The sequence below is a fragment of the Nocardia sp. NPDC050793 genome (genome assembly GCF_040654065.1).
GTDB lineage: Bacteria > Actinomycetota > Actinomycetes > Mycobacteriales > Mycobacteriaceae > Nocardia.
On sequence record NZ_JBFAHG010000012.1, the window covers coordinates 141,578 to 162,944 of the forward strand.

The following is a 21,367-nucleotide window of genomic DNA, read 5'->3' on the forward strand; positions in this document are numbered from 1 at the left end:
AACGCCACAGTAGGCTCGCTCGCGCGGACCGATAGCAAACAGCACTTGAACTGTGCCCCAACGGAACCGGTGCGCGGTTGCCTGCGGCATAGCTGCGGCTCACGCCCGTGCGGTCGGACCGAGATGGGCCGCGCCCGACGAATCGGCACCGACCTGGCGCGGGGCGGTGGACCAGTCGAGATCGTTGCGCCGAACGCTTCGGGTATGCCGAAACCGCTTCCATTCGGTAGTGATGCTCGTCACATATCGAGCCGATTCGGTAGTCACTGCCCAGCTCAGCGTAGGCGGGAAGCGATGACGGTCGCGACGTCGATGGTTTTCGCGCAGACGTCCCAGTCCACGCCGGTGCCGATGCCCGAGACGGCGATACCCAGGTAGAAGGATCCGCCGGAAGGCACGGACGCGTAGAGCGAGCAGCTGCCGTTGCGCCCGTCGGGCCGCAGGGTCGGCGCCAGCGCGGCTCGGCGGCCCGCGATCGTGATCGTCCGCTCGAGCGGATCACGAACTCTGCGCTGTTCGAGGTCGCTGAGATCGCCGGTGGCCGGGGCGAATCGGAGGGTGAAGCTGCCGGACGGCCCGGTTTGGATGGACAACCAGGAGCAGCTCGACAGCTCCCGCGGGGGCGTGGCCTGCTTGCCGCTGGGCTCGAGCACGAAGCGTGCGGTCTCGTCCGGGCCCAGCACGCTGCACGGATGATAGGTGAGATCGGTCAGGGCCCACGGCGGCGGTGAGACCTGCGACGTGGTGGGGGTGCTCGACAACGGGCTCGGATTACCATCCGTGCCGCATGCGGCCGCCGTCGCGGCGACTACGGCGGCACCGACCACTCCGAGGATCCACGGGCGGTCACTCACAGAACTCGGCATCACGAACTCCTCCCTGACACCGATCACACCAGATCCGCGGGCGTGCTGCCATCCTCACAGCCGCCGACGAGTGCCGGGCATTGTCATCGCCCGAGCGCTCGACGCACAGCCCGCGACGAGATTCGCACCGTCGAACACATCCTGGCGGAACTCGAACTCACCCCGCGCGCCCGGATGGCCCCGTGGGTTGCGGAGCGGAGCCAACTTGCGATCCGTTTGACCGCCGGTATCGCCGCGGGCTGTTGTGGAGAACCTCGCCGACGTACGCGACGTGCCTCTTGGCGGATCCCCCCGTTTTGCCGTGGAGGTCGGGTGGGCGTGCAACAAAAATAGGTATGTCTGACGGTCATTTCACCGTCGTGGGAGCCGCCTTGCGTATAGGAGTCTGTGCTCGGCAGAGATAGGAGGATTCGCTTGTCTGGGCATGGTACGTCGGTCCGGACGCTCCGGATTCGTCCCGGTGATCCGCCACGGCAACTATCCGCTGGCAAGATTGGTTTTTGCGAAAATGACTCATTCACGGTGCTCCCGATGCGGCGGTCTGCTGACGGGAACGGACCGGCATATCTACCTGGGCGCGTACCGCTGCGGATTGGACGGACCGGCTCGCCGGCATCTCACTCCGGCCGATTGGAAAGCCGTGGCCGCTTGGCTCGATCCGGATCGGAACCATCCGACAGGTCAGATGGGGCCCGAATAGCGACTACTGCGCCGAATGTCGTTGGTGCTGTGGGGATCACGACCACCGCGGGCCCAGGGCGGTGAGCATTGCGAAGGTGTCTTGATATTCACGCCAGCGCGCGATCTGCCCGTTGCCTGCGGTGAGCACGCTGATGAACCGTGCTGAGGCGGGCTGCCCCGTCGTGGTGAGGGTGCCTGCCAGCTCGTACTCGCCGATGACGACGTCCGGGTCGACGCTGCGATGGACGACAACGTCGCGGACCTCCTCGAAGCGCACCGGAAGCGCTCGGCGACCCTCTTCGGCGAGCGCGAGAAAGCCGTCGCGCCCCTCGATGCGCCGCATCCCCCCGGGGGTGAACGGGACTTCGATCACCACGTCGGTCGCCCACAGCTCCGCATCGATCGGCTCGGCGGGATCGCTGAGCACGTACCGGAGAAACCGGTGGAACAGCTGTTCGGCCGACGTCTGCTCAGTCATGGTTGGGTTCCTTCCCCCGGCAACCGGCGCCGCCGCAAGATGAGTGGTGACTCCGTTTTCGCTATGAGAATATGAGTCGGCACTCCGTTTGTCCAGGGTTCGCGGAAGGATGGGAATCGTTGGCGTCCAACGAATCCGGTAGCGCCGTACCGCGCAGAGCGGATGCGCGACGTAACCGCGCCCGCGTCCTCCTTGCGGCCGAGCAGGTCTTCGGCGATCAAGGCTTCGCGGGATCGACCGAGGAAATCGCCCGGCGCGCAGGAGTATCGGTCGGCACGGTCTTCCGTCATTTCCCCACCAAGCAGGAGTTGCTGGCCGCCATCGTCAAAGACCTGCTGCGCGGACTCGAAGACGAAGCGGACCGGCTCGTCCGCGACGGCGATCCTGCCACCGCGTTGTTCACGTTCTTCACGCATCTCGTCGCCGAGGCGGCCGAAAAGAAGACGGTCGTCGAACTCCTCGCCGGCGTGGGGACTGCCGTCCCCATCGACTCCGCGATCGGCGGATTCGCCGACGCGCTGGCGAGATTGCTGGTCAAGGCACAAGCCGTCGGGACCGTCGATCGAGACGTCACCGCTGACGACGTTCTCGCGCTGCTGATCAGCACTACGCAGGGTGCGGTGCGCGGCGGGTGGGAACCGCATCGGCAACGGCGAGTGCTGTCGATCATCTTCGCCGGGCTCGCCGCGCCCTCGAGCTGACCCCAATTATCCTCAGCCAAAGGGCTTTCCGGCGCTGTTGGCGAGTCGAGTCGAGGCTTTATTCGCCGCTGGAGTCAGCGGCCGCAACCGCTTCGTGGTACGCGGCGGTCAGTTCCGCGAGTACTCCGTCGGCGGGTGCCGGCGCCCCGGGGAGGTGGGTGGCGCGGAGTTCGGTCATGAATCGCTCCCAGAGCGGGGGGCCGCCCGCGGCGAGCAGCTCGGCACGGACGGTCAGTTCGGGCGTGGTGTCCAGCCAGCGTGCGCCCCACGCGCCGAGCTGGGCCATGACGGGGACGAGCTGAATCGCCGCCTCGGTGAGGTGGTACTCGACCTTCTGGCGGTGGCTCGGGTCGTCGTGGCGGGTGAGCAGACCCGCGTCGACGAGTTTCGCGAGGCGGTTGGCCAGAATGTTCGACGCGATGCCCTCGATGGACGCGTTGAGCAGTTCGCGGAAGTGGGTGTTGCCGCCGAACATGATGTCGCGCAAGACGATCAGGCTCCATCGGTCCCCGAGGAGCTCGATCGTCCTATTGATCGGACAGCCCGATTTGCCCGGAGGTACCGGCAGCTTGTCGTGAACAACTGGTTGCGCCATGGGATCAGTCTAGGTAGGTTCCTAACCGATTGCATATTGCAACCAGAAAGGGATCCTGATGACACAGTTGGTCCGCGTTCAGAACTTCAACGTGTCCAGCGACGGATACGGTTCGGGGGAGGGGCAGAGCTTCGAGCGTCCGTTCGGCCACGCCGATCCGAGTGCGCTCTTCTCCTGGGCGGGCGCCACCGCACACTGGCCCACCCGGACCGACCCAGGGGGCACCTACGGCCTCGACGACTACTGCACCCGCGACTTCCGCAACAACATCGGCGCGGAGATCATGGGGCGCAACAAATTCGGCCCGCAGCGAGGCCCGTGGGAGAACTACGACTGGCAGGGATGGTGGGGCGACGAACCGCCTTTCCATACGCCGGTGTTCGTCCTCACCCACCACGTGCGACCCTCGTTCACTTTGGGGGACACCACATTCCACTTCCTCGACGCGTCGCCGAAGGAAGCGCTGGCTCGGGCTTTCGACGCCGCCGACGGCAAGGACGTGCGAATCGGCGGTGGTGTCGCCACGGTCCGTGAATTCCTCGACGCCGACCTGATCGATACGATGCACATCGCCGTCGCGCCGGTCGAACTCGGCCGCGGTGAAAGGTTGTGGACGAGCCCCGACGAATTCGTCGACCGCTTCCATCTGGAGCGGATCCCGAGCCCGAGCGGGGTGACGCATCACTTCTTCTGGCGAAAGTGATTCGGTGGATGCCGGTGGCCTTTCGGCGACCGGTCGACTCCACCACCGGATCGGTTCGATCGCTGGAAATCGTTGGCGGCCAACTTGTCTGATGACCATAACCAGCTCATGTGGACCGCTTGCCAACTACTGCTTGGCCTTGCGACTCGCGCCGAGTGGCCGCAGTCCGTCGATCCTGTGGCCGCCGCACACCGACGAGCTTGGTGAGGAAGCGCTCGACCTGCTCTTCGAGTGGCGGCCACGGCTGATCCGGCTGGTGCAGACGCATCGACACCGCACCGTGCACGGCGGCTCGCAGGTCCAGCGCGACTTCGGCGGCGTCCCCGGATGGAACTAGGCCGGCGTCCATGCATCGCCGCACGGCGGCGACGGTGCCGTCGGCCAGCTCCTTCCGGAAGGCCATGTCCGTGCGCTGGTTGAGGGCGCTCTCGTGCAGCACCGTGTACAGCCCAGGGTGGCGATACGCCCACTCGCCGAGAACCATTGTCCGCGAGCGCAATTGATCTGCCGGGTCCGATTGGCTCGATTCGGCCTGCGTCATCGCCCGCATCAGATCGTCGTGACACCGGTTCAGCACCGCGAGAACCAAGGTGTCCCGATCCTCGAAGTGCAGGTAGATCGACGTGGCCGCGGTGCCGATCGCGCGAGCCACCGCACGCATGGACAGCGCTTGGTCGTCGCCGAGCTCGTCGAGCATCCCCATCGCGGCGACCACGATCTCCTCGCGCAAGCGCTCGCCTTGGCCGCGCGGGTTGCGCCCGCGCGATCGTCGGTTGTCTGCCTGATCATCCGCCATGGCCGCCATTGTATTCGTCCAGCTGTAGCGCTACGGTTGTAGCGCTACAGCTGTTCAGTTAGGAGCCGATCTGATGACCACTGACCGCATGTCCAACCCGAACAAGGAGATCGTCGCGGCCTTCTACGAGGCCGCTTTCAACAGAAAGGATTTCGGCGCCGCGCGCCGATACCTGTCCGACGATTACATCCAGCACAACCCGCTCATCGCGGACGGAGTCGAAGGGCTTCAGGCGCGACTGGCCTTTCTGAAGGAGACGTTCCCGGCGCTGTCGGTGGAGGTCAAACGCATGGTGGCCGAGGGTGATTACGTTGTCGCACATGTCCACGCGGTCCGCCTCCCTGGTCGGCCAGGGGTGGCGATCATGGATATTTTCCGTCTCGACAACGGCAGGTTGGCCGAGCACTGGGATGTCATGCAGGACATCCCCGAGGATGCGTTGAACCAGAACGGGATGTTCTAGCGACCGCACCTGCGGTTCGGGCGGGCCGATCGACTGTGCCGTCCCGGGTCGCGGCCGAAGTTGCGCAGCTCGGGCGGGGGAGGTAGGCGCGTAAATGTCCGATTTGTCCGAAACCTCTTGTACTACGGGAAGTAGTAAGAGAGAATGGGGGTGTGACCGGATGTAGTGCTCCTACTACAGAGCATCACATCATTGCTATGGGAGGGTTTATGTCGGTCGGTGCGGACCGTCGTCCGATCTTCGTCTCCGTCGGAGTGGGAACCGTGGTTCTGGCGGTGGCCGGGATGCTGGATCGCCTGGTGTTAGGCCTATTCGTTTGTGCGGGAGTGGGATTGGGCTACGTCAACGCGTGGCTCACCCGGGTCGCCGTAGCGCGGATTTCGGGTGGTGGCACCGCGTCGGGCAAGGAGTGGTTGGCGGCGACGAGCGGGGTGCGGTTGTTCGGCATCACGGGACTCGCGTTGATCGTGGGTGTCCTCGCGCGACCCGATGGCTTCGGCATTCTCTTCGGGCTGGCGGCTTTCCAAGTGGCCGTGCTGCTCGCCGTGTCGGCGTCGGTTGTGCGAGGTGCACGATGACGAAAGTGGAAGTGGGACACCATGAAACGACATACCTATTCGGTATGGCGTTCAATGTGGACACCATCCTCGCCACCGTGGTCGCGGCCGCTGTCGTGCTGGGGCTCGCGTTCTGGCTGCGCGTCAGGCTGACGTCCGGCGTCCCGAACGGGGTGCAGTTGTTCTTCGAGACCGTGACGGTGCAGCTGCGCGGTCAGGTGGAAAGCGCTGTCGGCCTTCGGGTCGCGCCTTTCGTGCTGCCGCTGGCGGTGACGCTGTTCGTCTTCGTGCTGCTGTCGAACTGGTTGTCCGTGCTGCCTGTGCAGTACGGCGACGGTGAGCTGATCAAACCGCCCGCCGCCGACGTCAACTTCACCTACGCGCTCGCCCTGTTCGTGTTCGTCTGCTACCAGGCCGCCGGTATGGCGCGGCGCGGTCCGATCGGGCATGTGAAGCAGGTGCTGAAGGGGCATACCGGCTGGGGGCCAATGGTTTTCATCAACGTTATCGAGGAGCTGGCGAAACCGCTCTCGCTGGCGCTGCGGTTGTTCGGCAATATGTTCGCGGGCGGGGTGATGATCTCGGTGATCGCGCTACTGCCTGCCTGGCTCAGCTGGGCCCCGAACGCCGCGTGGAAACTGTTCGACCTGTTCGTCGGGCTCATCCAGGCCTTCATCTTCGCGCTGCTCACCATCCTCTACTTCGGTCAGGCCACCGTGCGCGAGCACGAGAGCCACTGAATCGCGCCGGGCGCCTTCGCATTCCGGCCACACATTCCTATTCAACGGGGAAAGGAAGAACAGAAATGGCAGACGTGACCCATGAGACGATCGTCCAGGCGGCGGCCCTGCTCGCGGGCGGACTGATGATGGTCGGCGGCGCGATCGGCGCGGGGTATGGCAACGGGATGGCGGGTTCGGCGCTGATCAACGGCGTTTCCCGGCAACCGGAGGCCGAGGGCAGGCTGCGCGGTAACTATTTGATGGCGGTGAGCCTGGTCGACGCCGTGTACTTCATCAACCTGACGTTCATGGCGCTGTTCGCCTTCGCCGCGCCGGGAAAGTAATGACATGAGCACGAGAACCCTTGCGGAACAGAACTTCCTGATCCCCAACGGAACCTTCTTCGTCGAACTGTCGATCTTCCTGCTCGTGCTCGCGGTCGTCTGGCTGTTCGTGGTGCCACCGATCCGCGATGTGCTCGCCGAGCGGGAGGCCCGTGTCGCCGAGACCGCCGTCGACGGGCAGCGGGCGCGGGAGCTCTTCGAGGCGGCCGAGGATCGGTTGCGGTCCTCGGTGGCGCAGGCTCGCGGCGAGGCCGCGCGGGTGCGCGAACAGGCCAGACACGAAGGCCGCGCGATCCTGCACGCCGCACGCGAGCGAGCGCGGGATGAGTCCGACGAGATGGTCGCCGGAGCCGTGAACCAGCTGCGGGCCGATGCGGACGCGGCGGCTGCGCGGCTGCGCGGACACATCGATCCGCTGGCTCGTGAACTGGCCGACCGAGTGATCGGAGGTGGCGCCGGTGAGCGAACGTGACGGCATCTACGACATCACCTGGAACTGGCCGGTATTCCTGAGTCAGTTGCTCGGCTTCGCCGTCATCGTCGGCGCGCTGGTCAAATGGGTTGTGCCGCAGGTGAAAGCGGCGATGCTGCGCTCCCAGCAGGCGATTCGGACGCAACTGGAGGAGAGCTCGCAAGCGACGGCTCGACTGGCCGCCGCCGAACGGGCTTTCGCCGAAGCGGCCGCGACGGCACGCACCGAGGTGGCCCATATCCACGAGGAGGCCCGCGCCGACGCGGAACGCATCCTCGCGGAGCTGCGCAGAACCGCGGCCGCCGAGGTCGATCGGGTGCGCGGCTACGGCGCGGACCGTGTCGCGCAGGTGAATCGGCAGTTGCGGGAGGAGCTCGGGCAGGACCTGATCGCGGCGGTGCTCGACCGCGCCGAGTACGTGGTGCGTGAACGTCTCGACGCGCCGAGCGCTGTTTCGGGCAGTATCGACCGGTTCCTGGACGAACTGGCGGTGCACGCGAGGCTCGCCGAGGAACACCGCGGCTCGCCGTAAATCGTTGCCGTTAACGAAGTTTCAGCGCTCGGATCGATGCACGATCCGGGCGCTGCGGCATTCAGCGGTCCGCCCCGAGATGACTCGGTGCGCGCCAGGAACTATCGCATCGGGGTGTGTAGTCCGGCGTGAATTGCCTTCTGCCCGTTCAGGACTCCGGCGGAAGAATCGGCGAGCTGAACACTTCTTCCAGCGGAGTCGGGCCGGTGTACCGGCGGCAGTTGCAACGGACCCACTCCCGCAGGCCGTGGATGCCCTTTTTCGCGCGAAGCGTGATCGGGCGGCGCGTCAGTCCTGCGACGCGTACGTCTCGAGGTAGGCGGCGACGAGGCGTCGCGCCTCGTCGATCGTGACGTCGTCTCCGGTCGGCGAGCGCCGGAACGCGACGTCGAGGAGCCGGTCACCTGCCTCGAAGGCCAGTTGCACGACGATCGTAGCGCGATTCCTCATCTCGTCGCCGATCGGAACGGCAACACCGATAGATCGGAGAGCCCATGGCCACAGCTATGACGTCGGCGGCGGCTTCGCCGGAGTCGTCGCGCGGATCAAGCCCGGTTGAGCACCCGGGGACCGATCTGATGGGCGAGTTCGAGAGCCAGCTCGACCGCCAGCCTGCGTTCGCCGGGCTGGTGGCCGAGCAGTTCGGTCGCGCGGGCGATGCGCTGCAGCACCGTATTGCGGTGCGTGTGCAGGCGGGCGGCGGCGCGGGGCCCGTTCTCGGCTTCGTCGAGGAAGACCCGCAGGGTCTCGCGCAAGCGCTCCGCGCCGGGTGTGTCGGCGGCGAGCGGACCGAGTGTCGCCGCGACGAATTCGGCTGCGCGATCATGGTTTTGCGCGGCCAGCGCGGTGACCTCCAGATCACGGTAGAGCGCGAGCCGTGCGCCGCCCTGGTGCCCCGCCAGCAGATTGTGAACGACAACAGCCGCATCGTGCGAACGGCGGAAGCCGGCGATGCCGGGACGAGTGGGGCCGACGGCGACACGGATGCCCGGTTGCGCTCGGTCGAGCGCCTCGCGCAGCGCGTCGACCGCGGGCTCGGAGTCGGTACCCAACCACGCCCACAGCGTGGAGGCTCCGGCGGACAGCGTGAGCGGAGGCCGCGCACCGGCGGCTCGCGCCAGCATCGTGGCCGCGGCCTCCAGAGCACCCTGGATCTCACCGGGCGGCTGAGCCCACAACACGAGCGCGGTGTGCAGCCGGGCGAGCTCGTATCCCAGCCGTTCGCCGGCCCGCCCGCTGTCGATCGGGGCGCCGTCGAGGATCAGCCGGACGGTTTCGGTGCGCCGCGCGAGAGCGCCGCCGAGCACCTCCTCGCGCTCGCGTTGCGCGGCGGCGATGACCCGGCTGATGACGTGGTCGACGTACTCGAACATGCGCTGGGAGGAGATCTCCAGCAGCTGCACGAGCAGCGGGCCCGACGGGACCACGCGAATGGCGTGCGCCATGTAGCGCCGCCAGGCGACGTTCTGCCCGCGCCGGTAGGACTGGAAGATCACGTCGAGATCGATGCCGCGCCGCGCGACGGTACGGGCGACGTCGAGCGCCTCGGGCGGTACGTCGATCGGCGACGTCTTGGCGTCGCGACGGGCGAACATGGTCAACACCCGCACAGCATTGGCGCGGTTGCTCGCCGACATGTCCGCCACGAGTGCCGCGTCGGCGCCCACCGTCGGCGTCAGTTCGATCTCCGCGGCGTCCATCTCGGCGACGAGCTCGTCGACGTCGGCCAGCATCGCCTCGGCCACGTCGCCCATGAGCTCGACGAGCTCCGGCGGCGTCGGATCGTTCATGAACGCCAGTGTGCCACCGCACATACTTTCATTCAAAGACTAGGCGTCGGGACATACCGCAACGATGCCTCCAGACCTAGCGTGAACTGCATCACAACCCCGCCCCTCCCGTGGCCAGGAGAAGATCAGTGACGATCGCGACCATCAGCAAGACCCGGACCGCCGATTTCGATGTGTTGATCATCGGCGCCGGAATCTCCGGCATCGGCGCCGCCTACCACCTCGCAACCCGGCGCCCTGGTACGTCGTTCGCGGTCCTCGAGTGCCGCGACTCGATCGGCGGCACCTGGAATCTGTTCCAGTACCCCGGCATTCGCTCGGACTCGGACATGCCCACCTTCGGCTTCGGCTTCAAGCCGTGGACCCATCGCAAGTCGATCGCCGACGGGCACGCCATCATGGATTACCTGCGGGAGACCGTCGCCGAGAACGGGCTGGCCGAGCACATCCGCTTCGGCTACCGGGTGCTCGGCGCAGAGTTCTCCTCGTCGAACGGGTTGTGGACCGTCACCGCCCAGCGGTCGGGAACCGACGAAACAGAGCAATTCACCGCGCGGTTCCTTTTCCTGGGCACCGGATACTACGACCACGAGGCGGGTTTCACGCCCGAGTTCACCGGCGTCGAAGACTTCGAGGGCCGGGTGATCCACCCGCAGCACTGGCCGCGGGATCTGGACTACGCAGGCAAGCGCGTGATCGTGATCGGCAGCGGCGCGACGGCCGTCACGCTGATCCCGTCGATGGCAGGCAAGACGAGCCACATCACGATGCTGCAGCGCTCGCCGAGCTACGTGATCTCGCTTCCGGCCGAGGACGCGCTCGCCAACACGCTGAACAAAGTGCTCGGCCACCAGCGCGCGCACCGGATCATCCGGCGCAAGAACATCATGGTCACTCGCGGAATCTACAAGGCGTGCAAGCGCGCTCCGAAGGTGATGCGCAAGCTCCTGATCGCCACCGTGCGCCGGCAACTGCCCGCGCACTTCGACGTCGACACGCACTTCACCCCGCGCTACAACCCGTGGGAACAGCGGGTGTGCATGGTGCCCAATGGCGATCTGTTCAAGGCGATCTCGGCCGGACGGGCTTCGGTCGTCACCGACCGGATCAACCGGTTCACCAAGACGGGCATCCTGCTGGAGTCGGGCCAGGAGTTGGCCGCCGACATCATCGTGACCGCAACCGGTTTGACCATGTCGCCCTTCGGCAAGATCCAGCTCGGCGTCGACGGACAGCCGGTGAATGTGCCGGACACGACGGGCTACAAGGCCATGATGCTCTCCGGGGTGCCGAACCTCGTGTTCGCCCTCGGCTACACGAACCTCTCCTGGACGCTTCGGGTGGACCTGGTGTGCGAGCACTTCTGCCGGCTGCTCGACTACATGGACTCCCACGGCCACGGCACGGTCGAGCCGGTGCTGGACGATCCGGACATGGAGCGGGTGCCGCTCATGCAACTGAGTTCGGGCTATGTCCAGCGCGGAATCGCGAAGTTCCCACGGGCGGGTACGAGCGGCCCATGGAGGTTCCAGCACGCCTACGAAGAGGATGTCGAGCGGCTGCGTGAGGGGCCGGTCGAGGACAGCGCGCTGAGGTTCACCGCCGTCACGCCTGCCCTGTCGGTCTCCGCCCAGGAAGGAACGCGATGAAGAGGAACGCGATCACCTTCACCAGCCACGGCGTCCGCTGCGCCGCCTGGCATCTCACCGCGGGCAAGGACGCGCCGGGCGGTCGCCCCTGCGTGGTCATGGCGCACGGCTTCGGCGGTACCCGCGACACCGGCCTGCTCGGCTATGCCGAGTCCTTCGCAGACTCCGGTCTCGACGCGTTCGTCTTCGACTACCGCGGCTTCGGCGAGTCCGAAGGCGCACCCCGCCAATATGTTTCGGTCCGGCGTCAGCGTCAGGACTACCACGCGGCCATCGCGGCCGCCCGTCACCTGCCGGGCGTCGACCCGGGCCGGATCGCGCTGTGGGGGACCTCGTATTCCGGCGGTCACGTCGTCGCGGTCGCGGCGCAGGACCGACGCGTCGCGGCGATCGTCTCGCTGACACCCGCGATGGACGGGTTCGCCACCTTGGCCCAGCTCGCGCGCTACGCCGGTGTCGGCCAGCTTGCTCGCGCGGCCGCGCACGGGTTGCGCGACGTGGCTCGCGCCCTCACCGAGCGGACGCCGTATCACGTGCCGATCGTCGGGCCGCCCGGGTCCGCGGCGATGATGAGCACCCCCGGTGCCGAGGAAGCCTGCCTCTCGATGGCGGGGCCGACCTGGCGCAACGAGGTGTGCGCGCGTACCGCGCTGGAGGTCGGACTGAACCGGCCCATCACCTTCGCGAGCCGCGTGCCGTGCCCGATGCTGGTGCAGGTCGGCACGAACGATCGTGTCGCGCCGCCCGCCGCGGCTCGCCGGACCGCCGCGAAGGCCGGACAGCTGGCGCAACTCCGCGAATATCCCGTCGACCACTTCGACGTCTACCACGGCCCGTGGCAGCAGCGGGCCCTGGCCGACCAGCTCGAATTCCTCACCCGTGTCCTCGATCCTTCGTGCGCCGGAGCACGGGTGCGGTACCGCGAAGTCATTTGATCGAGCACTGTGTGGTGGCGCTTTATGTCTCCGTTAAGGAGACCGATGGGGCGGCCGCCATACGATCGGTGTTCGACGGTGGACATCGGGTCCACGGCACAGTGGGTGGGAATGATGAAGCGAATTCTGTTGACGCTGCTGGCTTCTGGTGTCGCGCTGGCGGCGGGTGCGGGGACCGCGCAGGCCGAGTCCTACTCGGACTCGAACTCGGGCAGCTGCTCCGACACGGTGGACAGGTGGGGCTACTTCTACGCCTACACCTACCAGTACGCCTACATCAGCAACAACAAGATCGAGAGCGAGAGCCACAGCTTCAGCTTCAGCGGATTCCTCGAAGGTGGCGAGGACGCCGAGCTGCTGAACGGGAAGGACCGCAAATGGTTGATCTACCGCAGCGGTGATTTCGATCTGGCCGTCCCGTATGTCTCCGATGCGGGCCTGTTCGCGAGGGACAACCGCGATCGGGACAACGACTGGGTGAAGCTCTGTGACTACTAGAAGGCTACAGTCCCCACCGACATCCCGTCTCCGAGGAAGCAGGTCGATGGATACGGCACGCAGGATTCTCACCCTTCTTGTTCCGGTCACGGTGTGTTTGGGCCTCGCCGGACCAGCGGCCGCCGACCCGGTGGACGGTACTGCGACGAATCCCGTACTCGTTATAGGCGGTTTCGACGCCAACGTCGGCAAACTCGAGACCCTGCGGGCGTGGTTGAGCACGCGCGGCTACACCGCCTACGCGATGGTGCTGCCCGGAGAACCTACGGCGACCGCGCCGCTGGCCCACTCGGCCCGCGCCGTCGCCGACGAGGTCGCCGCGATCCGACGCGAAACCGGTTCGGCGCGAGTGGATCTCGTCGGTCACTCGATGGGCGGACTCGCCCAGCGCCACTACGTGAAGTTCCTCGACGGGCGCGCGTCGGTGGGCAGCTACATCGATGTCGGCACGCCCGAGAACGGTGAAGCGCTCGCTCTGCTGTGCGCCCCGTTCTACCCGGGCTGTCGTGACCTGAGCCCGGGGTCGCCGTTCCTCACCGCATTGAACGCCGCACCGGCGGTTCCCCCGGACCTGCCCGCCTACCACCTGTTCTCCGAGGACGCGGGCGCGGAGCGGGAAACCCTGCCCGGTGCGACGAACGCGAGCGTGCAATCGTTCTGCCCCGGACGCCTGGTATCCCACGCCGACGAACCGATCGACGCCGCGGTCCAGCAGCTGATCGACGCCGCGTTGCGGGGCGGCCCGCTGACCACCGACTGTCCCTGAGCCGGACGACAGTGCTTGCCGCGCCGTCTGTTTCGCCAGTCGGGACGCTCCGATTTGTGCTTCGCGACGGCCGAATCTACAGTGGCCGTAATCCGATTGGTGCTCCCTAGAAGTACAGCCGCAGAATGGGAGCCCACGCTGGCATGATGCCGGGCGATGGAGTGGGCGGCGTAATTTGCCCACCCATTTTCCTGGAGGAATCCATGCATATCGGACTCGGATTGCCGATCTCCGACCCCGTCGTTCTGCTCGATTGGGCTCGCCGCGCCGATGCGGGACCGTTCTCGACGCTCGGCCTGCTCGACCGCCTCGTCTACGACAACCCCGAACCGATGATCGCCTTGTCGGTCATCGCGGGCGCGACCACACGCGTCAAAGTGCAGACCGAGGTGCTGCTCGCTCCGCTGCGCGACACGGCGCTGCTCGCCAAACAGGTTGCGACACTGGACCGTATGTCCGGCGGCAGGCTGGTGCTCGGGCTCGGCGTCGGCGGCCGCGCCGACGATCACCTCGCGTCGGGTACCGAGCTGCGCGGCCGGGGCCGCCGGATGAACGAGCAACTCGCGCAGCTGCGCAACCTGTGGTCCGGCGAGCCGTTCGGCGTCGAGTGCGGCCCGATCGGCCCGGCGCCCGTCCGTCCGGGCGGGCCGCCGATCCTCTTCGGCGGTTTCAAGCCCGCCGCGCTGGAACGCATCGCCCGCTGGGGCGACGGGTTCCTCTCCGCGGTCCCGCCGCACTGGGCCGGTGACCTGTTCGACTCCGTCCGCAAGTCCTGGCACGACCACGGCCGTGACGGCGAACCGCGCATGGTCGCCCAGGTCAACGTAGCCCTCGGCCCGCAGCACGTGATCGACGACGCCCGCGCGGCCATCGGCGCCTACTACGAGTTCAGTGGCTGGGCCGACAACATGGTGTCCGGCCTGCGCACCACACCCGACGAGATCCGCACGACGATAAAGCAATTCGCCGATCTCGGCGCGGACGAAGTGATGCTCTACTGCTACGGCTCCGATCCCGGGCAGGTCGACCGCATCGCCGATCTGATCGGCTGACCCCATGGCATCCGGGTCCGCGGGCGACGACGTCGGCGGACCCGGAATGCTCAGGACCGGTCCAACCCGATGAGCCGCACGGCCGTCAGCGCGATGTAGAGCTCGGCGGACGCCTTCGGATCGGAGCAGCGGCGGTCGGTGAGAGTTTCGATACGGCGCAGCCGGTAGTGGATGGTGTTGCGGTGGTAGTGCAGGCGTTGCGCCACTTCGGTATTGGAACCACCGCATTCGAACCACAGGGCGAGCGTGTCGAGGAGGGTGTCGCGTTCCTCGGCGGGCAGCTCGAGAACGGGCCCGAGCACGTCGTCGGCCAGCTGGTGTGAGGCGGACGGAGCATGCGCGAGCACGAGCGGAATGGGTGTGTTGCCGTAGACGGTGACCGTGGCGGCGCCGGGCGGTGCGCAGCGGCCGGCCAGTTCGGCCTCGCGCAGCGCGAGGCTGGCGTGCCCCGCGGTCGTGAAGGTGCGGCTCACGCCGATGCGGCCGGTGGCGTGGTCGCGGAGCCGGTCGAGCACCCGGTCCTGCACGCGCGCGGTGGCCAGGTTCAGCAGGCCGATACGGGCGCCCGCCTCGGTGATCCAGATCGATTCGATGAATTCGGCGCGGAACCGGTCCTCGATGCCGAGCAGCGGCGCAGGCGCCTCGGCATCGGCCTCGGCGTGCACCACGAGGAAGCTGCCGAGCGGGGGCAGGTGCAGGGCGCGGGCGATGTCGCGCTGAGTCGGATCGTCGGCGTCCCCGTCGAGTAGCCTGCGCAGCAGCGCACGGCGCTCGGAGTCGTCGCGACGGACTCGCTCGGTGAGGTAGTCGCCGTACGCCTCGGCCGCCGCACCCGAGTAGTCGTCGATGATCCGCCACATCTCCGAACCGAGCTGTGGCAGCACGTCGAGGTTGGTGCCGGTCGACGCCCCGAGCGCGCGCTCCCACAGCAGCCGCCCGGCCAAACGGTAGGCGTGCAGCACCGCGGCCAGCGGCACGCCGAGCTCGGCTTTGACGCGACCGACCACGGTGGCGGGCTGCAGTCTGCGCCCCGAATTCCCGGAGAGCTGGCCGAGCACCGAGACGAGGTTGTCGCGCACGACGAGCCCCAGCTCGGCGTCGGTGAGCGCCGTCGATTCCGCGTACGCGTGATCGCCGGTGCGAATGCGGCCGACGAGCTCCGCGGTGAGGTCGTCGACCTCGGCGAGCAGGGTGCGTGCCACGGCGGCGGAATCGTTCGTCGGCGGCTCGATCAGCGCGGTCATGGGTTCGATGGTAGGCATCCGCTCTGGATCGGGACTGTGCTGGCGCACAGTCGGGGGGACGGTATCCGCAAACTCGCGCACATGGTGGGCGGCTGCCTCTGGCCCGCAGTATCGACTGCGACAGTGACCGGGGTCATAGCGCCCCGATTCGAGGATGCTTTCGAGAGAGGTGCCGACCGTGTACGACTACGTGGTCGTGGGCGCGGGATCCGCCGGATCCGTGCTGGCCAGTCGATTGTCCGAGGACCCGCGGGTGCGGGTGGCCGTGATCGAGGCCGGTCCGCAGGATATCGCCGACGAGATCCATCTGCCGGTCGCCTTTCCTTCGCTGTTCAAGAGCCCGCTCGACTGGGATTACGACACCGAGCCCGAACCCGGTCTCGGCTTCCGCCGCGCCTATCTGCCGCGCGGGCGCGTGCTCGGCGGGTCGAGTTCGATGAACGCGATGATCTATATCCGCGGCGCGCGCGCCGACTACGACGGCTGGGCCGCGGGTGGCGCCGACGGGTGGAGCTACGACGAGGTCCTCCCGTACTTCCTGAAGGCCGAGGACAACGAACGCGGGAAGGACGCCTACCACGGCGTCGGCGGGCCGTTGGCGGTGAGCGAGAGCCGATCGGAACATCCGCTGAGCGAGGCGTTCCTGCTCGCCGCCGAACAGGCGGGCCACCCGCGCAACGACGACTTCAACGGGGCCACGCAGCTGGGCGTCGGCCGCTACCAGGTGACCCAGCGCGACGGCATGCGGTGCAGCGCCGCTGCCGCCTATCTGCACCCGGCCGCGTCGCGCCCCAACCTGACCGTGATCACCGACGCGCTCGCGCACCGGGTGGTGTTCGAGAACGGCCGCGCGACCGGCGTCGTCATCGGCCGTAACGGGAGCACGGAAGAGATTCGCGCCGGCCGCGAGGTGGTGCTGGCCGCGGGCGCCTACGGATCGGCGCAGTTGCTGCTGCTGTCGGGTGTCGGCCCGGCCGAACAGCTGTCGGCCTTCGGCATCGAAACGGTCCGCGATCTGCCGGTCGGGCAGAACATGCAGGACCACCTGTCGGTGTTCCTCAACTACCGCACCGATCGCGAGTCACTGATGACCGCGCTCACCCCGGAGAACCTCGGTCTGCTGCAGGAAGCGGGCCGCGGGCCGCTGACCTCCAATGTCGGCGAGGCAGGCGGATTCATCGAGACCCGCACCGGTCTCGCCGGTCCGGACATCCAGTTCCACATGGCGCCGGTGCTCTTCCACGGCGAAGGCCTCGGCGCCGCGACCGAGCACGGGTACGCGTTCGGTCCCTGCCTGGTCGACCCGACCAGCCGCGGCGAACTCACCCTGCGTTCCGCGGCCCCTGGCACGGCGCCGCGCATCCGGCACAACTACCTCGGCACCGAAGCCGACAGGCAGAGTGTGATCGCCGGTCTGCGCAGCGCGCTCGAGATCGCCGATCAGCCCGCGCTGCTCGAGCTCACCACCGGCGAATTCCGCACGCCCGCCGGTGATTCCGACGCCGAGCTGCTCGATTTCGCGGCCCGCACCGCGCAGACGCTTTACCACCCCACCTCGACCTGCGCCATCGGCGCCGTCGTCGACCCGCGCTTGCGCGTGCTCGGCCTGCGCGGTCTGCGCGTGGCCGATGCCTCGGTCATGCCGTCGGTCGTCCGGGGCAACACCAACGCGCCCACGATCATGATCGGCGAGAAGGCCGCCGACATGATCCGCGAGGACGCCGATTCGGAAGGAAACGAGTCATGACCACCACGGTGACCGCAACCGTCGAGGCCGCCGTCGCCGCGCTACGACGCGGTGAGATCGAGTGGGCTCGAACCTCGCTGTCCGCCCGCAGGCAGCTGCTGGACCAGATTCACAGCAATACCGCGCGGCACGCGCAGGAGTGGGTCGAGACCGCCGCCCGGATCAAGAAGCTGACCCTGGACTCGCCCCTGCTGGGTGAGGAATGGGTCAGCGGACCGTACTCCCTGCTGACCGGGGCCGCGGCGCTCGCGGAATCGCTGCTGGCGCTGGAGGAAGGGCGCAGTCCTGTCGACGGATTCCCGATCCGTCCGGCGCCCGGCGGCCGCACCGCCGTAGAGGTGTTCCCGCACGGCATGTTCGATGCGCTGCTGCTCAACGGTTTCAGCGCCGAGGTCTGGTCGCGGCCCGGCGTCGACGCCGAAACGATCCGTGCCCACGCGGGTCTCGGTCAGCGCACGCCGGCCAACACCGGCGGCATCGGCGTCGTGCTCGGCGCGGGCAATATCTTCTCGATCGCCCCGCTGGACGTGCTGTACCAGCTCTACGCGGACAACCGGGTGGTGGCGCTGAAGCTCAACCCGATCACCGACCCGCTGCTGCCGGTGCTGGAGAAGATCTTCGCTCCGGTGATCGAGCGTGGTTTCGTCCAGGTGATCACCGGCGGCGCGGAGGTGGGCTCGGCGTTGGTGCACCACCCCGACGTGGACGCGGTGCACATGACCGGCAGCGCGCTCACCCACGACGCCATCGTCTTCGGCACCGGCGCCGAGGGCGAACGGAACAAGGCGGCGGGCACGCCCCAACTGAACAAGCCGATCACCAGCGAGCTCGGCGGCGTCTCGCCGACCATTGTGGTGCCGGGTCGCTGGTCGAAGGCGGACCTGCGTTTCCAGGCCGAGCACTTGGCCACCCAGCGGCTGCACAACAACGGGTACAACTGCGTCGCCGCGCAGATCGCGGTGATCTCCGCGGACTGGCCGCAGAAGGAACGGTTCCTCGACGAACTGCGCGCGGCGATCGAGCGTGCGCCGCAACGGCCGGACTACTACCCGGGATCCGCTGACCGCGTCGCGACTGCGCGCCGGACCTATCCGCAGGCGCAGGCGATCGGCGCACGCACGCTCATCGAGGGCTTGGCGCCGGATCGGCGCGAACCCGCGCTGCACACCGAATACTTCGCCCCGGTGCTCGGCGTGATCGAACTGCCCGGCGACGCGGCCACATTCCTGGCGCGGGCGGTTCAGGTGTGCAATGACGAGTTCGAGGGCACGCTCGGCGCGAACATCATCGCCCACCCCGCCAGCATCAAAAGGTTAGGGGAGCGATTCGACAAGGCCGTGACCGACCTGCGCTACGGCACCATCGCCGTCAACGCCTGGACCGGCCTCGGCTACCTCACCGCCCGCGCCACGTGGGGCGCGTTCCCCGGCCACGCGCTGGCCGATATCCAGAGCGGCATCGGCGTTGTCCACAACGCCTTGCTGATCGCCGAACCGGAGCGAACGGTGGTCCGCGGCCCGTTCCGTCCCTCGCCGCGGTCGCTGCTGCACGGCGAATTCAGTTTGTCGCCGAAGCCGCCGTGGTTCGTCACCAACCGCACCGGCGCCACGACCCTGCGGCGTCTGACCGATTTCGCGAAGAACCCCGGCGTCGCCGCCCTGCCGTCGATCTTCGCCTCCGCGCTGCGCGGCTGAGACACCCAGGTGAGCCCGGGCCGGCTATCTCGGCCCGGGCTCACGGGCGCCCCCATGCTCCGAGAAAGCGATCACGCGGCGGACCGGGTGGTGATCGTCGACGGATCGCTCGCTCCCGCCTTCGCGGAGGTGCTGCCGCGGCTGCGGACCGTCCGCCACGTCATCGTCGCCAACGGTGACGCATCGGCGTTGCCCGCACCCGAGGGCGTCGCGGTGCACGAACTCGACACGCTGCTCGCCGCGTATCCGACCACGTTCGACTTCCCCGTGCTCGACGAGCGGTCCGCCGCCGCGATGTGCTACACCTCCGGCACCACCGGCGACCCGAAGGGCGTCGTCTATTCGCACCGTTCCCATTGGCTGCACTCCATGCACGCGTGCACCGCCGACGGCATGGGCATCAGGGCGGGGGACCGGGTGCTGGCGATCGTGCCCATGTTCCACACCAACGCCTGGGGCCTGCCCTACGCGGCGCTGATGGTGGGCGCCTCGCTGGTGATGCCCGACCGATTCCTGCAGCCGTCACCGCTGCTCGAGCTGATGGCGGCCGAGCGACCCAGCTTCGCCGCCGCTGTGCCGACCGTATGGAACGGGGTGCTTGCCGCCGTCGACGCGGTCCCGCAGGACCTCGGTCATCTGCGGGCGGTCGTGGTCGGCGGCTCGGCCGTGCCTCCGCAGCTGATGCGGGCCTTCGAGGACCGCCACGGAGTGCGCATCATTCAGGCCTGGGGCATGACCGAAACCTCGCCGCTGGGCTGCGTCGCGTGGCCGCCGCACGGTGCCGAAGGCGAGGCGGCCTATGCCTACCGTGTCACCCAGGGCCGTTTTCCCGCACCGGTGCAGGCACGGCTCGTCGGCGACGACGGCGCTGAGCTGCCGCACGACGGAAAAGCGGTGGGCGAGCTGGAAGTTCGCGGCCCCTGGATCACCGCCTCCTACTACTCGCCGGACGCGGGCGCGGTCGGCTCCGACGCGTTCCGTGACGGCTGGCTGCGCACCGGCGACGTCGGCATCGTCACCGCCGACGGCTACCTGACCCTGGTCGATCGGGCGAAGGACATCATCAAGTCCGGCGGCGAATGGATCTCGTCGGTCGAACTCGAGAACGCGATCATGGCGCATCCCGATGTCGTCGAGGCCGCGGTGTTCGGGGTCCCCGACGAGAAATGGGACGAGCGCCCCGTCGTCGCCGCCACGTTGCGCGCCGGAGCCGAGGCCGACGCGGGCGCGCTGCGCGCGTTCCTCACGGGCAGGGTGGCGAAATGGCAAGTGCCGGAACGCTGGACATTCCTGCCCGAGGTGCCGAAGACCAGCGTCGGCAAGTTCGACAAGAAGGTACTGCGCGCCCGCTACGCGGCCGGCGAACTCGCTATTGTCCTCTCGAATCCCGGTGTCGTGCAGGCGAACCTTGGAAGGCCGCGTTGAACTTCGGCCCCGGCGGTGCTAGGGGCGGCTCTCGGGGTCGTAGCGGGGCCCCAGCAGGGCGATGGCGGTTTCCACGGCCACCTCCGCGATATCGGCGATGTCCTCGCCGTCCTCCACGGTGGAGGCGATGAGTTCGCGGAATCCGCCGTACAGAATGGTGGCCGTCTTGCGCGTCGCGGGATGGACGCCCGATGCGCCGAATTCCGGTGTCGCGCTGAGGTTCTGGATCAAGGCGATGAAGGCGTCGGCGGCGTCGCGGTGCAGTTGCCGCGCGTTCTCACCGAGCGCGGGGGTGTCGCGAATCCAGGCGAGGGTGATCGTCCGGTCGGTCTTCGACGCGCTGAGCCACGCCTCGATGGCCTGGCGGACCTGTGTCCGCCACGGCGCCCCCGGATCGACGGCCTCGTAGATCTGCCGGATGGTCTGGTTGTTCCGCTCGGTCAGCAGCGCGATGAAGCAGTCCTGCTTGCTGGCGAAGTGCTCGTAGAAGGTGCGCCGCGAGGTGCGCGCGGCCCGGACCACGTCGGCCACCGTGGCGTCCCGGTAGCCGCGCTCGCGCACCGCGTCCGCCATCGCGTCGAGGAGCCTGCGCCGGAATCCGGATTCCGGCACAGACTCGGCGGCGGTCGTGGGGACGGGCTCGGCACGGGTCACATC

General features: G+C 67.8%; 24 protein-coding genes. 16 read left to right on the plus strand and 8 right to left on the minus strand.

Translation table 11 applies throughout. The annotated features are described in order from the left end of the window. Window positions 1-275: 275 nt before the first annotated feature. Window positions 276-866 carry a DUF3558 family protein gene (locus AB0H50_RS31230; RefSeq protein ID WP_357459704.1) on the minus strand — a complete coding sequence of 197 codons (591 nt, stop codon included), beginning with the start codon at window positions 864-866 and terminating at the stop codon, window positions 276-278. A 736-nt stretch (window positions 867-1,602) separates the two neighbouring features. After that, window positions 1,603-2,025: a nuclear transport factor 2 family protein gene (locus AB0H50_RS31235; RefSeq protein WP_357459707.1), complete on the minus strand. Its 423-nt coding sequence runs from the start codon at window positions 2,023-2,025 to the stop codon at window positions 1,603-1,605. A gap of 119 nt (window positions 2,026-2,144) precedes the next feature. On the opposite strand from AB0H50_RS31235, the gene AB0H50_RS31240 reads away from it, so the two are divergent. Next, on the plus strand, window positions 2,145-2,726 hold the full coding sequence (locus AB0H50_RS31240; protein ID WP_357459710.1) for a TetR/AcrR family transcriptional regulator: 582 nt from the start codon (window positions 2,145-2,147) through the stop codon (window positions 2,724-2,726). A gap of 58 nt (window positions 2,727-2,784) precedes the next feature. Here AB0H50_RS31240 and AB0H50_RS31245 read toward each other — a convergent pair whose 3' ends face one another. Continuing rightward, the gene (locus AB0H50_RS31245) at window positions 2,785-3,321 is read right to left on the minus strand and encodes a helix-turn-helix domain-containing protein (protein WP_357459713.1); all 537 of its coding nucleotides are present in this window, start codon (window positions 3,319-3,321) and stop codon (window positions 2,785-2,787) included. Between the two features lie 58 nt (window positions 3,322-3,379). On the opposite strand from AB0H50_RS31245, the gene AB0H50_RS31250 reads away from it, so the two are divergent. Further along, on the plus strand, window positions 3,380-4,024 hold the full coding sequence (locus AB0H50_RS31250) for a dihydrofolate reductase family protein (protein WP_357459716.1): 645 nt from the start codon (window positions 3,380-3,382) through the stop codon (window positions 4,022-4,024). A gap of 106 nt (window positions 4,025-4,130) precedes the next feature. On the opposite strand, the gene AB0H50_RS31255 is transcribed toward AB0H50_RS31250, so the two are convergent. Further along, the gene (locus tag AB0H50_RS31255; protein WP_357459718.1) at window positions 4,131-4,820 is read right to left on the minus strand and encodes a TetR/AcrR family transcriptional regulator; all 690 of its coding nucleotides are present in this window, start codon (window positions 4,818-4,820) and stop codon (window positions 4,131-4,133) included. A 73-nt stretch (window positions 4,821-4,893) separates the two neighbouring features. Between AB0H50_RS31255 and AB0H50_RS31260 the strand changes: the two genes are divergently transcribed. From AB0H50_RS31260 to AB0H50_RS31285, 6 genes are all read left to right on the plus strand, one after another. Continuing rightward, window positions 4,894-5,283 (plus strand): nuclear transport factor 2 family protein, encoded by a 390-nt coding sequence (locus tag AB0H50_RS31260; RefSeq protein WP_357459720.1) that lies wholly within the window; start codon window positions 4,894-4,896, stop codon window positions 5,281-5,283. Between the two features lie 152 nt (window positions 5,284-5,435). After that, entirely contained in the window at window positions 5,436-5,861 is a 426-nt protein-coding gene (locus AB0H50_RS31265) for a hypothetical protein (RefSeq protein WP_357459722.1), read from the plus strand. Further along, a complete protein-coding gene (atpB, locus tag AB0H50_RS31270) occupies window positions 5,858-6,580 on the plus strand; it encodes a F0F1 ATP synthase subunit A (RefSeq protein ID WP_357459724.1) in 723 nt (240 codons plus the stop codon). The genes AB0H50_RS31265 and atpB overlap by 4 nt, the downstream gene beginning before the upstream one ends. Before the next feature lie 65 nt (window positions 6,581-6,645). Continuing rightward, window positions 6,646-6,906 carry an ATP synthase F0 subunit C gene (atpE, locus tag AB0H50_RS31275; protein WP_068063744.1) on the plus strand — a complete coding sequence of 87 codons (261 nt, stop codon included), beginning with the start codon at window positions 6,646-6,648 and terminating at the stop codon, window positions 6,904-6,906. Between the two features lie 4 nt (window positions 6,907-6,910). Next, window positions 6,911-7,378 carry a F0F1 ATP synthase subunit B gene (locus tag AB0H50_RS31280; RefSeq protein ID WP_357459726.1) on the plus strand — a complete coding sequence of 156 codons (468 nt, stop codon included), beginning with the start codon at window positions 6,911-6,913 and terminating at the stop codon, window positions 7,376-7,378. Then, window positions 7,365-7,910: a hypothetical protein gene (locus AB0H50_RS31285; RefSeq protein ID WP_357459729.1), complete on the plus strand. Its 546-nt coding sequence runs from the start codon at window positions 7,365-7,367 to the stop codon at window positions 7,908-7,910. The genes AB0H50_RS31280 and AB0H50_RS31285 overlap by 14 nt, the downstream gene beginning before the upstream one ends. Before the next feature lie 288 nt (window positions 7,911-8,198). On the opposite strand, the gene AB0H50_RS31290 is transcribed toward AB0H50_RS31285, so the two are convergent. Further along, window positions 8,199-8,360, minus strand: coding sequence for a hypothetical protein (locus AB0H50_RS31290; RefSeq protein WP_357459730.1), 162 nt, complete (start codon window positions 8,358-8,360; stop codon window positions 8,199-8,201). A 95-nt stretch (window positions 8,361-8,455) separates the two neighbouring features. Continuing rightward, window positions 8,456-9,700, minus strand: a complete 1,245-nt coding sequence (locus AB0H50_RS31295) for a helix-turn-helix domain-containing protein (protein ID WP_357459732.1) — start codon at window positions 9,698-9,700, stop codon at window positions 8,456-8,458. A 128-nt stretch (window positions 9,701-9,828) separates the two neighbouring features. Here AB0H50_RS31295 and AB0H50_RS31300 point away from each other — a divergent pair, with 128 nt between their 5' ends. The 5 genes from AB0H50_RS31300 (at window position 9,829) to AB0H50_RS31320 (ending at window position 14,600) form a co-directional block, all read left to right on the plus strand. Next, window positions 9,829-11,349 (plus strand): NAD(P)/FAD-dependent oxidoreductase, encoded by a 1,521-nt coding sequence (locus AB0H50_RS31300; RefSeq protein ID WP_357459735.1) that lies wholly within the window; start codon window positions 9,829-9,831, stop codon window positions 11,347-11,349. Then, window positions 11,346-12,284 (plus strand): alpha/beta hydrolase, encoded by a 939-nt coding sequence (locus AB0H50_RS31305; RefSeq protein ID WP_357459737.1) that lies wholly within the window; start codon window positions 11,346-11,348, stop codon window positions 12,282-12,284. Before AB0H50_RS31300 ends, AB0H50_RS31305 begins: the two co-directional genes overlap by 4 nt. Before the next feature lie 114 nt (window positions 12,285-12,398). Next, a complete protein-coding gene (locus AB0H50_RS31310; protein WP_357459739.1) occupies window positions 12,399-12,782 on the plus strand; it encodes a hypothetical protein in 384 nt (127 codons plus the stop codon). 46 nt (window positions 12,783-12,828) lie between these two features. After that, window positions 12,829-13,548: an alpha/beta fold hydrolase gene (locus AB0H50_RS31315; RefSeq protein WP_357459741.1), complete on the plus strand. Its 720-nt coding sequence runs from the start codon at window positions 12,829-12,831 to the stop codon at window positions 13,546-13,548. A gap of 203 nt (window positions 13,549-13,751) precedes the next feature. Continuing rightward, window positions 13,752-14,600 carry an LLM class flavin-dependent oxidoreductase gene (locus tag AB0H50_RS31320; RefSeq protein ID WP_357459744.1) on the plus strand — a complete coding sequence of 283 codons (849 nt, stop codon included), beginning with the start codon at window positions 13,752-13,754 and terminating at the stop codon, window positions 14,598-14,600. A gap of 50 nt (window positions 14,601-14,650) precedes the next feature. Here AB0H50_RS31320 and AB0H50_RS31325 read toward each other — a convergent pair whose 3' ends face one another. Further along, complete coding sequence (locus AB0H50_RS31325) at window positions 14,651-15,844, minus strand: helix-turn-helix domain-containing protein (protein ID WP_357459745.1); 1,194 nt, start codon at window positions 15,842-15,844, stop codon at window positions 14,651-14,653. Window positions 15,845-15,998: 154 nt separating this feature from the next. Between AB0H50_RS31325 and AB0H50_RS31330 the strand changes: the two genes are divergently transcribed. From AB0H50_RS31330 to AB0H50_RS31340, 3 genes are read left to right on the plus strand one after another with little or no spacing between them, the layout of a single operon-like run. Then, on the plus strand, window positions 15,999-17,591 hold the full coding sequence (locus tag AB0H50_RS31330; protein ID WP_357459747.1) for a GMC family oxidoreductase N-terminal domain-containing protein: 1,593 nt from the start codon (window positions 15,999-16,001) through the stop codon (window positions 17,589-17,591). Then, on the plus strand, window positions 17,588-19,285 hold the full coding sequence (locus tag AB0H50_RS31335; protein ID WP_357459750.1) for an aldehyde dehydrogenase family protein: 1,698 nt from the start codon (window positions 17,588-17,590) through the stop codon (window positions 19,283-19,285). The genes AB0H50_RS31330 and AB0H50_RS31335 overlap by 4 nt, the downstream gene beginning before the upstream one ends. A gap of 54 nt (window positions 19,286-19,339) precedes the next feature. After that, window positions 19,340-20,710, plus strand: coding sequence for a long-chain-fatty-acid--CoA ligase (locus AB0H50_RS31340; protein WP_357459753.1), 1,371 nt, complete (start codon window positions 19,340-19,342; stop codon window positions 20,708-20,710). An 18-nt stretch (window positions 20,711-20,728) separates the two neighbouring features. Here the strand turns inward: AB0H50_RS31340 and AB0H50_RS31345 are convergent, their stop codons facing one another. Further along, window positions 20,729-21,364 carry a TetR/AcrR family transcriptional regulator gene (locus AB0H50_RS31345; RefSeq protein ID WP_357459756.1) on the minus strand — a complete coding sequence of 212 codons (636 nt, stop codon included), beginning with the start codon at window positions 21,362-21,364 and terminating at the stop codon, window positions 20,729-20,731. Window positions 21,365-21,367 lie beyond the last annotated feature (3 nt).

Bases quoted from the DNA above. Each gene is read 5' to 3' on its own strand.
- AB0H50_RS31245 (WP_357459713.1), bottom strand. From the start codon at position 3,321: ATGGCGCAACCAGTTGTTCACGACAAGCTGCCGGTACCTCCGGGCAAA.
- AB0H50_RS31310 (WP_357459739.1), top strand. From the start codon at position 12,399: ATGAAGCGAATTCTGTTGACGCTGCTGGCTTCTGGTGTCGCGCTGGCG.
- AB0H50_RS31325 (WP_357459745.1), bottom strand. From the start codon at position 15,844: ATGACCGCGCTGATCGAGCCGCCGACGAACGATTCCGCCGCCGTGGCA.
- AB0H50_RS31315 (WP_357459741.1), top strand. From the start codon at position 12,829: ATGGATACGGCACGCAGGATTCTCACCCTTCTTGTTCCGGTCACGGTG.
- AB0H50_RS31260 (WP_357459720.1), top strand. From the start codon at position 4,894: ATGACCACTGACCGCATGTCCAACCCGAACAAGGAGATCGTCGCGGCC.
- AB0H50_RS31290 (WP_357459730.1), bottom strand. From the start codon at position 8,360: ATGAGGAATCGCGCTACGATCGTCGTGCAACTGGCCTTCGAGGCAGGT.
- AB0H50_RS31255 (WP_357459718.1), bottom strand. From the start codon at position 4,820: ATGGCGGATGATCAGGCAGACAACCGACGATCGCGCGGGCGCAACCCG.
- AB0H50_RS31335 (WP_357459750.1), top strand. From the start codon at position 17,588: ATGACCACCACGGTGACCGCAACCGTCGAGGCCGCCGTCGCCGCGCTA.
- AB0H50_RS31280 (WP_357459726.1), top strand. From the start codon at position 6,911: ATGAGCACGAGAACCCTTGCGGAACAGAACTTCCTGATCCCCAACGGA.
- AB0H50_RS31235 (WP_357459707.1), bottom strand. From the start codon at position 2,025: ATGACTGAGCAGACGTCGGCCGAACAGCTGTTCCACCGGTTTCTCCGG.
- AB0H50_RS31320 (WP_357459744.1), top strand. From the start codon at position 13,752: ATGCATATCGGACTCGGATTGCCGATCTCCGACCCCGTCGTTCTGCTC.
- AB0H50_RS31305 (WP_357459737.1), top strand. From the start codon at position 11,346: ATGAAGAGGAACGCGATCACCTTCACCAGCCACGGCGTCCGCTGCGCC.
- atpE (WP_068063744.1), top strand. From the start codon at position 6,646: ATGGCAGACGTGACCCATGAGACGATCGTCCAGGCGGCGGCCCTGCTC.
- AB0H50_RS31340 (WP_357459753.1), top strand. From the start codon at position 19,340: ATGCTCCGAGAAAGCGATCACGCGGCGGACCGGGTGGTGATCGTCGAC.
- AB0H50_RS31295 (WP_357459732.1), bottom strand. From the start codon at position 9,700: ATGAACGATCCGACGCCGCCGGAGCTCGTCGAGCTCATGGGCGACGTG.
- AB0H50_RS31330 (WP_357459747.1), top strand. From the start codon at position 15,999: ATGCTTTCGAGAGAGGTGCCGACCGTGTACGACTACGTGGTCGTGGGC.
- atpB (WP_357459724.1), top strand. From the start codon at position 5,858: ATGACGAAAGTGGAAGTGGGACACCATGAAACGACATACCTATTCGGT.
- AB0H50_RS31230 (WP_357459704.1), bottom strand. From the start codon at position 866: ATGCCGAGTTCTGTGAGTGACCGCCCGTGGATCCTCGGAGTGGTCGGT.
- AB0H50_RS31250 (WP_357459716.1), top strand. From the start codon at position 3,380: ATGACACAGTTGGTCCGCGTTCAGAACTTCAACGTGTCCAGCGACGGA.